Source organism: Paralcaligenes ginsengisoli (assembly GCF_054781135.1).
This window is the reverse complement of record NZ_BAAGUZ010000015.1, coordinates 87,796-99,639: the sequence shown is the minus strand read 5'-3', so window position 1 is coordinate 99,639 and position 11,844 is coordinate 87,796. Positions and strand designations below refer to the sequence as shown.

At 59.2% G+C, this 11,844-nt stretch carries 8 protein-coding genes; all 8 read right to left on the bottom strand.

Translation table 11 applies throughout. The features are described from left to right. Positions 1 to 354 precede the first annotated feature (354 nt). Positions 355 to 1,089 (bottom strand): ABC transporter ATP-binding protein, encoded by a 735-nt coding sequence (locus tag ACYVIS_RS09520; protein ID WP_232742860.1) that lies wholly within the window; start codon positions 1,087 to 1,089, stop codon positions 355 to 357. Then, on the bottom strand, positions 1,086 to 1,946 hold the full coding sequence (locus ACYVIS_RS09515; protein WP_370635930.1) for an ABC transporter ATP-binding protein: 861 nt from the start codon (positions 1,944 to 1,946) through the stop codon (positions 1,086 to 1,088). The genes ACYVIS_RS09520 and ACYVIS_RS09515 overlap by 4 nt, the downstream gene beginning before the upstream one ends. Continuing rightward, positions 1,943 to 3,034, bottom strand: a complete 1,092-nt coding sequence (locus ACYVIS_RS09510; protein WP_232744509.1) for an ABC transporter permease subunit — start codon at positions 3,032 to 3,034, stop codon at positions 1,943 to 1,945. The genes ACYVIS_RS09515 and ACYVIS_RS09510 overlap by 4 nt, the downstream gene beginning before the upstream one ends. Next, positions 3,034 to 3,966: a branched-chain amino acid ABC transporter permease gene (locus ACYVIS_RS09505; protein ID WP_232742859.1), complete on the bottom strand. Its 933-nt coding sequence runs from the start codon at positions 3,964 to 3,966 to the stop codon at positions 3,034 to 3,036. The genes ACYVIS_RS09510 and ACYVIS_RS09505 overlap by 1 nt, the downstream gene beginning before the upstream one ends. A gap of 116 nt (positions 3,967 to 4,082) precedes the next feature. Next, entirely contained in the window at positions 4,083 to 5,243 is a 1,161-nt protein-coding gene (locus ACYVIS_RS09500) for a branched-chain amino acid ABC transporter substrate-binding protein (RefSeq protein WP_370635929.1), read from the bottom strand. Between the two features lie 245 nt (positions 5,244 to 5,488). Next, entirely contained in the window at positions 5,489 to 9,304 is a 3,816-nt protein-coding gene (putA, locus tag ACYVIS_RS09495; protein WP_232742858.1) for a trifunctional transcriptional regulator/proline dehydrogenase/L-glutamate gamma-semialdehyde dehydrogenase, read from the bottom strand. A gap of 155 nt (positions 9,305 to 9,459) precedes the next feature. Continuing rightward, positions 9,460 to 10,092 carry a PqiC family protein gene (locus tag ACYVIS_RS09490; protein ID WP_232742857.1) on the bottom strand — a complete coding sequence of 211 codons (633 nt, stop codon included), beginning with the start codon at positions 10,090 to 10,092 and terminating at the stop codon, positions 9,460 to 9,462. Positions 10,093 to 10,108: 16 nt separating this feature from the next. After that, positions 10,109 to 11,836 carry a PqiB family protein gene (locus ACYVIS_RS09485; protein WP_232742856.1) on the bottom strand — a complete coding sequence of 576 codons (1,728 nt, stop codon included), beginning with the start codon at positions 11,834 to 11,836 and terminating at the stop codon, positions 10,109 to 10,111. Positions 11,837 to 11,844: the final 8 nt, after the last annotated feature.

The window sequence follows — 11,844 nt, the reverse complement described above, 5'->3', positions numbered from 1 at the left end:
TATACGCTGGGGCCGGCACGTTCATTCCAGGCATGCCCTAACGTGAGCCGTCTATCGGGGCTTGGGGTCAGGACCGGCGTAAGGCGTGCGCCGGATGCTACCGTAGGGAAGGCGGGGGCTTTCGGCGGACCATGTTTGAGCGTAGCCGCGCCAGCGGCGTAGCGAGTTTGGCCCGACGCCCGCCTGGACGAGGTAGATCCGGATCAAGCACGCCGTGCCGGCCCTGACCCCAAGCCCCGATAGACGGCGTCTTAAAATACCAAACCGACCAAAACATCGAATGCTTCAAACACTTAAACCGAAAATGCCATAAATATGCACAAGAGGCGTCCTTGTGAGGCACCTTCGCCCCGATCAGACAAGCTCTTCTTCCCCCAGATAAGCAGCGCGCACTTTGGGATCGTTGAGCAATTGAGCGGAAGGCCCCTCCAGGATGATCTGCCCCGACTCCATCACATACCCGCGATGACTGGTTTCAAGAGCCAGCTTGGCGTTTTGCTCGATCAGCAAAATGGTGACCCCCTCCGAAGCAATGGCACGCACGACCTCGAAAATCTTTTCAACCATCAGCGGCGCCAGCCCCATCGAAGGCTCATCCAGCAACAACAGGCGCGGCCGGGATATGACCGCGCGCCCCATGGCCAGCATTTGTTGCTCGCCGCCCGAAAGCGTGCCCGCGGATTGCTTGCGGCGCTCCGCCAGGCGCGGGAACAAGGCAAACACACGCTCGGTATCCTGCCGCACGGCATTCACATCCTTGCGGCTGTATCCCCCCATGGCCAGATTTTCTTCGATGGTCAGTTGACCGAAAATCCCCCGGCCTTCGGGCACCATGACCAGTCCCTGGCGCACCAGCGTAAACGACGGCGCGCCGACAATCGACCGACCGTCGTAACTGATACTGCCACCCACCACCGGCACCAGGCCGCAAATCGCCCTGAGCGTTGTACTTTTACCGGCCCCGTTGGCACCGATCAGACTGACGAGCTCGCCCTTGCCCACATGCAAACTGATGGATCGCACGGCACGTATGCCTCCGTACGCCACCTCAAGCTTGTTCAGCTCCAGCAGCCTTTCCACCTGACTCATTGGCGAACCTCCCTGTCGTCGCTCGCGCCTTGAACAGTTGGCGGCACGGCTTCTGCCGAGCCGGCCCCCAAATAGGCTTCAATAACCTTCGGATTGCGCTGGACCTCGGCTGGCCTGCCTTCGGCCAGGACCTTCCCGTACTCCAGCACCAGCACCCGGTCGCAGAGGCCCATGACCAGTTTCATGTCGTGTTCGATCAGCAGCACTGTGACTCCGTCGGCGCGAATTTTTTCGATCAATCGGCGCAGCACGATGGTTTCCGATGCATTCATACCCGCCGCCGGCTCGTCGAGCGCCAACAGCATTGGGTCCGTAGCCAATGCCCGTGCAATTTCAAGCCGGCGCTGGTCGCCATAAGGCAGTGAACTGGCCACATCGTTCGCGCGATGGCCTATTCCCACGTAATCCAGCAGTTCCTGCGCGCGCCGCTCAACCGCCGCTTCTTCGCTGCGCGTGGATTTGTTGCGGGTGATCGCACCCCAGACGCCGGCGCGAGTACGAATGTGGCGCCCGATCATGACATTTTCAATAGCGCTCAAACTGCCGAACAGGCGAATGTTCTGGAAGGTGCGGGCAATGCCGACAATGGCGATCTCGTGCGGTTTTAGCCGCGTAAGCCGATGACCCATGAAATTGCACGTTCCCGATTCGGGCACATACAGGCTGGTCAGCACATTGAACAAGGTTGTCTTGCCCGCCCCGTTGGGGCCAATCAAGCCATAGATATCGCCCTTGCAAATGGAGAAACTGACGTCCGACAAGGCCTGCAGCCCGCCAAAGCGCTTGCTCAGCTTGCTGGCGACCAGCAGCAGATCGGGCATGGATCGGGCATCCTGATTAATGCTCGCTTGCGTCATGCCTGGCCCTCCTTGTCGTGGCTGAGTTCGCGGCGCCGCACGGCCGAGGGCCACAAGCCGGCCGGCCTGTAGATCATCACGCACACCAGGGCCAAGCCAAAAAGCAGCATGCGTATGCCGTCCGGATCGAACACCACCGAGCCAAAGATATGCTGCTGCAATGGCACCACGACCTCACGCAAAAATTCCGGAAAGACCGACAGCAGGACAGCGCCGAGAATAACTCCCGGAATGTGGCCCATGCCGCCCAACACGACCATGCACAGTACGGATATCGATTCAGTCAGGCTGAAGCTCTCCGGGCTGACAAAGCCCTGCATGGAGGAGAACATGGCACCAGCCACACCGCCGAATGTGGCGCCCATGGAGAAAGCCAGCAATTTAATATTGCGCGTGTTGATGCCCATGGCCTTGGCGGCTATTTCGTCTTCGCGTATGGCCTGCCAGGCGCGGCCAATGCGCGAATTCTGCAAGCGCACGCATATGATCACAATGATGATCACCAGCAAGAGCAGGAGGTAATAATATTTTTCGGGGCCCGTGATGCGAAACCCCAGCAGCGTCTGGGTGCGCCCAAACGCCATTCCCCCCACGGAAAAGGAATCGACGCGGTTGATCCCCTGGGGCCCGTTGGTGATATTGATGGGCGCATCCAGGTTGTTGATGAAGATGCGGATAATCTCGCCAAAGCCCAGTGTCACGATGGCCAGATAATCGCCACGCAGCTTCAATGTGGGCGCGCCCAGAATCACCCCAAAGAACCCCGCCAGGCAAACGGCGGCGGGCAGGATCATCCAGAAGGGGTAGTGCAGATTGAAATGCGGCGACGCCAGCAGCGCCCAGACGTAAGCGCCAACGGCATAAAACGCGATGTAGCCCAGATCGAGCAGGCCGGCAAAACCCACCACAATATTCAGGCCCAGCGCCAGCATGACATACAGCAGCGCGAAATCGATCGTGCGCACCCAGCTTTGCCCGGCCATGCCCAGCACAAAAGGCAGCACGGCCAGAGCAGCGGCAAAGAGCGCGATACCAAACCAGACTTTGGGCCTCGTGCCCTGCTGGGAGCTGGAGGAAAAAGAATTCATCATGCGCGGTCTCCAACCCGCTCACCGAGCAGGCCCGATGGGCGAAAGACCAGGGCCAGGATCAAAACGATAAAGGCGAATACATCCTGATAATTGCTGCCGAAAACACCGTGCGTCAGGTCGCCGATATAGCCAGCCCCGAGCGATTCGATTATTCCCAGAAGCAGGCCGCCCAGCATGGCGCCCCCCAGATTGCCGATTCCGCCCAGCACCGCGGCCGTAAAGGCTTTCAGCCCCAGCAGAAATCCCATGGTGTACTGCGCCACGCCGTAATAGGTAGTCACCATCACGCCGGCAACAGCGGCCAGCACCGAGCCTATGATAAAGGCCGCCGCGATGACCGTATTGATATTCACGCCCATCAGGCCGGCCACCTCGCGGTTTTGCGCAGTGGCTCGCATGGCCGTACCCAGCCGCGTACGGTGCACCACCAGCAACAGGCCCGCCATGATGGCGATCGCCGACAAAATAATGGCCACTTGCAGAAAACTGATGCGAGCCCCGCCAATCTGATAGATCGTGGGCTTGATGATATGCGGGAAGCTTAGGTAGTTGCGGCCCCAGACCATCATGGCCAGCGTCTGGATAATGATGGATACCCCAATCGCCGAAATAAGCGGAGCCAGACGCGGCGCGCGGCGCAAGGGCCGATAGGCGAAGCGTTCAGCGAGCCAGCCCAGCGCGGCGCACACCGGAATGGCCGCAGCCAGCGAGACGGCAATGACAAGCCATGGCGACATGCCGCCCGGATCGGCGCCGACCAGGGCGGTTACCACCGTGGTGGCTACCATCGCCCCCACCATGACCACATCGCCATGAGCAAAATTGATCAGCCCGATAATCCCGTAAACCATGGTGTAGCCAAGCGCCACCAGGGCATACACACTGCCCACGGTCACCCCGTTGATTAGCTGCTGGAGAAGAATATCCATGCTCTATGACCTGCACGCAAGACCGGCCAGGCCAGCCTTGCTCGATTGAAATTGAAAGAATTCATGCGGCTGCGCAGTCGCCGTCGGCGAGCTGCGCAGCACAGACGGAGCAAGAATTACTTGGCCTGGCTAACCATGGTCTTGACCATTTCCCACTTGCCATTCTTGACTTCATAGATGGTGACTGAAATTTCTTTCAGATCACCCTTCTTGTCATAGGAAATATGATCGCTGGTGGCGCCGCTGCGTTTCAGGCCGGCCAGCTTGGGCAAATAAGCGGCGGGTTTTGCCGAACCGGCTTCTTTCATGGCGGTAATCATGTTCCAGGCGCCGTCATAGGCGTAAGGAGCGTAAACGCCAGGGTCTTTCTTGAATCGGGCCTTGTAATCGGCTTCGAATTTTTCACCCTTGGCCATATTCTTCAAAGGCACGCCGGCCAGGGATGCAAAAGTGCCATTGGCCGCATCGCCGGCCAACTTCAAGAAGGTATCGCTACGCGTCATTTCGCCCGATACCAAAGGCGCGGTAAGTCCCAGAGTCATCATTTGACGGCGCATGGGGCCGGACTGGGCATCAAGGCCGCCAAAGAAAATGGCAGCCGGCTTTTTCGCCTTGAGATTGGTCAGGATGGAAGTGAAATCATTCGCCTTGTCGGTCGTGTATTCGCGAGCAATTACCTTGCCGCCCGCAGCCTCGACCGCCTTGGCAACCTGATCGGCCAATCCCTGGCCATAAGCGGTGCGATCGTCGATCAATGCAACCGTTTTGGCTCCGAGATCCTTGACAATGTACTCGCCATCGGCTGCGCCCTGCTGGGTATCGCTGGTCATCATGCGGAAGGTCGTGTTGTAGCCCTGCGCCGTATATTCGGGCGATGTGGCCATGGCGATCTGAGGCAGGCCCGCGTCGTGATAGACGCTGGATGCGGGAATGGTGGTACCCGAGTTGAAATGGCCCAATATGCCTTGTACACCCTCGTCGACGATTTGCTGAGCGACCTGCACCGCGGTGCGTGGATCGGCCTGATCGTCACGCTTCACCAATTCGAATTGGGCTGTTTTTCCATCAAGCTTGATGCCCTGCTTGTTGGCCTCTTCCAGGGCCAGCGTCAGGCCATTTTCCATATCCTCGCCATAATGCGACTGAGGGCCGGTCAACGGCGCGGCAAAACCCAATTTGACCACTTCGGTATCGGCGGCATGCGCCGGCCCGAATGCAAAACCGGTCATCACCGCAGCAGTGGCGGCCAAAAGTTTAAATTTCCTGCTGGACTGCATGTCACTCTCCAATATATGTGTGAAGCCGGATCATCTCGTGGATGCCGGCCACCAAAAGCATGGCCCAAACCGAATAAGCCCTGAAAACCATGTACAAATTGCACCACTACAACCGCAACAAGCGATACGACCCGGAAATCAAATCAATACGCGCTTAAGATTTCCGGCAATCAGTTGCACCCCGCATTTAAACAAAAGTACAACCTTTTTTTAATTGGTTGTAACCCTTAAAAGCCGATTTGCACCTAACCCACCATCATCAAGCTGGCATTGCCGCCCGCGGCCGCCGTATTGATGCACATGGAAACCTCGCGCACCAGGCGATCCGGTACATACTCGCGCCCCGCCATAATTTCATCGGAACTCAAGCCCTGGACCGAGATGATAGGCCCGCCGCGCGCGGCAACACGCTGATTGATCTCGCGCAGCGTATCGCTATCGCCTTCGAATAAAACACTTTGGTAATCGCCTTGTTCGATTTCATTTTCGGAAACCAGGCGGATCCGCTTTTTCCCTTCGGCATCCAGGCCCGAGAAAAAAGCCCTGCTTGCCTGGTTATCGAGCAGGCTTGCCATATTCCCGGTGGCGAAACAGGCTGCCGACTGGGTTTGCGCACCCAGCTCCGTAGCGGCAATACATAACACCCGCCCACACGGCTTCAGACGATATAGATTGCTTTCTCCGGTTGGCCCCTGCAATACCAAAGACGGGTCGTGCGCGGCGCGCATCTCGCAGCCGGCCGGCAGCCCCGACGGCCGCTGCGCAAGCAGACGCCACAGATAAAGCGGCCCTCCCGCCTTGGGCCCGGTGCCCGACAGGCACTCGCCGCCGAAAGGCTGGACCCCCACCACGGCTCCCACAATATTGCGGTTGACGTAGAGATTACCCGCCCGTATCCGTTCGGAGACTCGCGCAACGGTTTCGTCGATGCGGGTATGCACCCCGAAAGTAAGTCCATACCCCGTGGCATTGATGCTATCGATCAGGGCATCGAGATCGACGCGCGCGTAACGGACTATATGCAATACGGGGCCAAAGACTTCCTTCTTCAGCGCCGCCACATCATTGATTTCGATCAGAGTCGGAGGCACAAAGGAGCCCTGCCGGCATTCCGGGCCGAGGCCGAGCTGATCAATGCGGTGCCCCGCTTCGCGCATGGCCTGGATGTGCGTTTCAATCGCGGCCTGGGCCTGTGCATCGATGACCGGCCCGACATCGCTTGCAAGCGTATCGGTATTTCCTACCCGCAGTTCTTGCATTGCGCCGCGCAGCATGGTCAGTACATGATCGGCACAGTCTTCCTGCACGCACAAGACTCTCAAGGCAGAACAACGCTGCCCGGCCGAATCGAAAGCGGAGGCAAGCACGTCGAAAACCACCTGTTCGGCCAAGGCCGACGAATCGACCACCATCGCATTCTGGCCACCGGTTTCGGCGATAAGGGGGATCGGATGCCCCGCGTCGTCGAGCCGGCGTGCAAGCATTCTTGAAATCAGCTGGGCCACTTCCGTGGACCCGGTAAACATAACTCCGCGAACCAAGGGACTTTCCACCAGGGCCGCTCCCACGGTTTCGCCGCGGCCCGGAAGGAGTTGTATCGCCGCGGCAGGGACTCCGGCGCGGCGCAGGATGGCAACCGCCTGGGCCGCGATAAGGCTGGTTTGTTCGGCGGGCTTGGCCAATACCGGATTACCCGCGGCCAGGGCGGCCGCGACTTGCCCGGTAAAGATCGCCAACGGAAAATTCCAGGGGCTGATGCACAGCACCGGCCCCAAGGGGCGGTGCGTGTCGTTGGAAAACAATTGCGTGATCTGGGCGGCGTAGTAGCGCAGAAAGTCTACCGCCTCGCGCACTTCGGCGATGGCATTGGGCAGGGACTTTCCCGCTTCTCGCACGATGAGGCCCAGCAGGGGCTGCATTTCGTCTTCCAGCAACTGAGCCGCACGGACCAGGCATTGCGCCCTTGCCTCCACCGGAGTCGCTTGCCAGATCGGCGCCACATGCATGGCTTCGGAAAGAGCGGCCTGCACCTCCGACTGGCTCGATTCGATGACATGGCCAACGATGTCGCGATAATTTCCTGGATTGTGCACGGCCTGGGCGCGCGCCTCATCCCATTCGAAGCCCCGCTCGCCAACCAAGGGCACGGCACGCCAATCGTTTGCCGCGCTACCCAGCAAGGCCGCCGACAAGGACCCCAGGCGCTGTTCGTTGCTCAAATCCAGCCCGGCCGAATTCAGGCGGCCATCGGACAGGCGATACAGATCGCGCGGCAGGGGAATCTTGTCGTGGGGCGCGCCCAGGGGCCGGATCCGCATGGCCGCCTCGGCCGGATCGCCTATCAGGGTATCGACAGGAATTTCGTCGTCGCCGATCTGGTTGACAAAAGAGGTATTGGCCCCATTTTCAAGCAAGCGGCGCACCAGATACGCCAGCAAGGTTTCGTGCGTACCGACAGGCGCATAAATGCGGCAGGGGCGATTCAGCTTCCCCTCGGCAATCGGCCCCGTGACTTCGTCATACAAGGCCTCGCCCATACCATGCAGGCACTGAAATTCGTACTGCCCCGGATAATAGTTTTGGCCGGCGAGATAATAGATGGCCGCCATGGTATGCGCGTTATGGGTGGCAAATTGCGGATATACCGCCTGGGGATCTGCCAGGAGCTTGCGGGCGCACGCCAGATAAGAAACATCGGTGTAGATTTTCCGCGTGTATACCGGATAGCCTTCCAGGCCATCGACTTGCGCCCGCTTGATTTCGGAATCCCAGTAGGCCCCTTTGACCAGGCGGACCATCACGCGATGCGAGCTGCGCTTGGCCAGGTCGATGATGTAATCGATCACAAAGGGCGCGCGCTTTTGATAGGCCTGGACCACAAAACCTATACCATTCCAGCCGGCCAATTCAGGGTCGAAACACAGAGCCTCGAGCAGGTCCAGCGAGATCTCCAGGCGATCCGCCTCTTCGGCATCGATATTCAGGCCGATGTCGTAGCTGCGGGCCAGCCGGGCCAGCGCCGTCACGCGGGGCAGGAGCTCGGTCATGATGCGCTCGCGCTGCGATCGCGAATAGCGTGGATGCAAGGCCGACAACTTGATGGAAATACCCGGACCCTCATAGATGCCGCGACTTTGCGACGCCTTGCCTATGGCATGGATGGCCTGTTCATAGGAAGTGTAGTAGCGGCTCGCGTCGTTGGCCGTGGTGGCCGCCTCGCCCAGCATATCGTAGGAATAACGAAACCCCTTGACCTCGAGCTTGCGGCTGTTGGCCAGCGCCGCGGAAATGGTTTGCCCGGCCACGAACTGCTCGCCCATCATGCGCATGGCCGTATTGACGCCCTTGCGTATCAGCGGTTCGCCTCCCTTGCCTATCAGACGCGTCAGAGCCCTGGACAGAGACTGCTCGCTGTTGACACTGACCAGCTTGCCGGTCAGCATCAGGCCCCAGGTTGCCGCATTGACGAACAGTGACGGCGACTCGCCCATATGCGATTTCCAGTCGCCGTGGCTGATTTTGTCGCGGATAAGCGCATCGCGCGTCGCCCGATCCGGGATGCGCAACAAGGCTTCGGCCAGGCACATGAGCGCCACGCCTTCCTGGCTGGACAGCGAAAACTCCTGGATCAGCCCTTCAACCCCTCCCCCCCTGCGTTTACTGCGCAAGGACTGCACCAGGCGACCGGCCAGCGAGTGGACATCTTTTGTGTGGGCCGAGCGAGCCTGATCCACCAGCATGGGCACACATTCGGTCTCGGGCCGCCGGTACGCCGAGGTAATGGCCGCGCGCAGCACCGACTGTGGCTGCACATCTTGCGCAAATTCGTAAAAAGGCGGCAATGCCTCCGGCCCGGGCACAGGCTCGCCTCCCCCATCCGTATCTACCCCGTTCAGATAAGCGAGCTCGGCCGGCATATGGCCTCGTTCAATGGCATCGACATAGGAAAGAATGGCCTGCTTGTGCAGCCAGTGCGGCGTACGCCCCAGTTTCTGGGCCGCATTTTTAAGCCGCTCGCGCAGCGCCTCGTCAACCTTGACGCCTAATGTGGTGGTTGCCATCAACGTAGTCCCGTTGTGCTGTTGCCGGATATATCGTCTGCTCGAAGATTCGGAAAGCGCCGCCGTGGACGGAAACTTCAAGCGATAGGCCGGAATACTAAACGGGTTGCAACTATTGGAATATTAAGGTTAACCCTATACTCGAAAAACCGTAATCAAGTACAACCCTTCATGCGCAAGGCCGTATCAGCAGGCACGGTTTGACCGGCGATTTGCGCTGCGATCACCGCGGCCAATTGATGCAAGGCGGCCTGGTGAGCCTGAATCAGCCCGGGGATCCCATTGCTGGCCGGCAGACGGACCTCCGCCTTGCAGATCATGGGCGTCCGCTTGCGCTGATTCACAGGCGTCAAACGCCAGGTCGCGTCCAGCACCACACCTTGCTGGTAGATCGAATCGAACCGCTGCACGGAAAAATCGATTTTCCAGAGAGCGAGCGTCTTGGGTACCGTGCGCGCGGGTATATCGATCACCCCAAGCCGTTGCGATAGATCGTTGGCCAGGGCATTGCGGATTTCATCGCTCAGCGGAGCCGCCCATAAAGAATTGTTCAGGGGGGTGACCTCGGCGCTACCTTTGCTGCCCAGGACAATCTGAGGCCGATCCACCTGCGCGGGCACCGACACGGGCTGCACACTGATTGCATACGAAGCCGGGGCTGAATTGGAGCGTGCGGCTGGCGCCTGCCTGGCCTCGGGCAGCAAGGTGTAGTAACGGCTCGCAGGTGTGGCGCAGCCGCCCATCAGCAACAGCAAACTCAGCGCAAAACCCGGTCTAAACAGATTCATCACAATTTTCCTTGTTCTAGTGGCCCGACGGGAGCACATCGGCGGGACGTCCCCGCAACAAAGCGCTCGGATGCGTCTGCAGATAATCGGCCAGATCGCGCAAGGACTTCGCGGCCTTGCTCAGCTCGCGCAAGGTTTGCTCCATATTGCCATTCAATGGAGAATCTTCGGCCAGCAGATTATTGACCCTTCCCAGCGAATGCTGCGCCGCCTTGAGCGTGGCCGTGGCCTGAGGCGCGACCTCCGACTGAAGGCGGTTGATCAGCCTGGTCAGGGACTTGAGGCTATCTCGTAAATCCCGGCCTATCCCGTCAAACGGCACGGCATCCAGCTTGGTGACGATACTGCTTATCTGCTGCTGCAAGCGATCGAAATTCCCTGCGATAGTGGGTAGTCTTACGGGCGTGGCCTTGCTGTCGAAATCAACCGGCGCCGCATCCGGGAAAAAATCCAGCGCAATGTACTGCTGTCCGGTCAACAAATTAGCCGACCTTATTTGCGCCCGCAGGCCTTTGGCGACCAGAGGCCCCAGTAAAGACTGGCCTTCATAGCCTTTCTCTTTGCTGTGGGCGAAAAGCTGCTGATAAGCCTCGCCAAAGCGCGAAGGATACACACTGGTTTTTACCAGCACCACAAATTGTTCGATCTTCGGATCGTATTCAAGGTCAATGTCGATGACCTTGCCCAGCTCCATGCCATGAAAATCGACTGGCGCGCCCACTTTCAAGCCGCGCACAGATTGATTGAATACCAGATCTATGCGAAATGGCGGCCCATCGGGTTCAGCCATGGCTTCGCCCTCGGTGGCCGTTAGCGCGAAAATCGCGCCTGCGGGGGCCGGTTTGGTATTTTTTTCATCGACAGATCTGAACGAAATGCCTCCCGCCACCACGGACGCCAGGGAACCCGTCTGTACGACGAAACCGTCTGCGTTGAGCGACACATTAATACCACTGGCATTCCAGAAACGGGTATCGGAAGTAACGAATTTGTCGTTGGGCGCATCGATGAACACCTGGATATCGACCGAGCGGCCACTCGGATCCAGGTCGTAACCTATGACCCGCCCTACCTGTATGCGCCGGTAATAAATAGGCGAGCCTATTTCCAGGGAGCCCAGATCCGGCGCTGTGAGCGTAAATCGGGTGCCCGGCCGGTCGCTGGTAATTTCAGGCGGCTTTTCCAGCCCGACAAATTCATACTGGGCCGCGCTCTGGCCGTCCTTGGATTGGGTCGTATCCACCGCAATATACGCACCGGACAGCAAAGTACCCAACCCCGATACGCCGCTGATGCCGAGCCTGGGCCGCACCACCCAGAAACGCGTGCCCTTCTGCGTGATGTACTCGGACCCATCGCGGTTCAGATCGATATGCACCAGCACTTTATGCCGATCCGCCGACACATCGATGCCGGTGACCATACCGACGACCACATCTCTGTAACGTACCTTGGTCTGCCCGACTTCCAGCCCCTCGGCCGATTCAAAACTGATCGTGACGGACGGCCCGGTATGCAACCAGGCTTTGACGACCAGGGACAAGCCTATTGCTGCCGCCAGGAGAGGAATCAGCCATATCCAGGAGATTTTTGCCTGGCGTTTGGGCGTAACGCGCGGTTGCGCCGGTTTCTGGCCTTGCGCGGCGAGTGCCGCCTGATCATCAGGGCCGGCGGAGCTTGACTCCGGTGAACCGGCGGCGTCGGAGGGAGGATTGGGGTCAGGCGGAATCTGCGGTTCGGTCATGCCTTTCT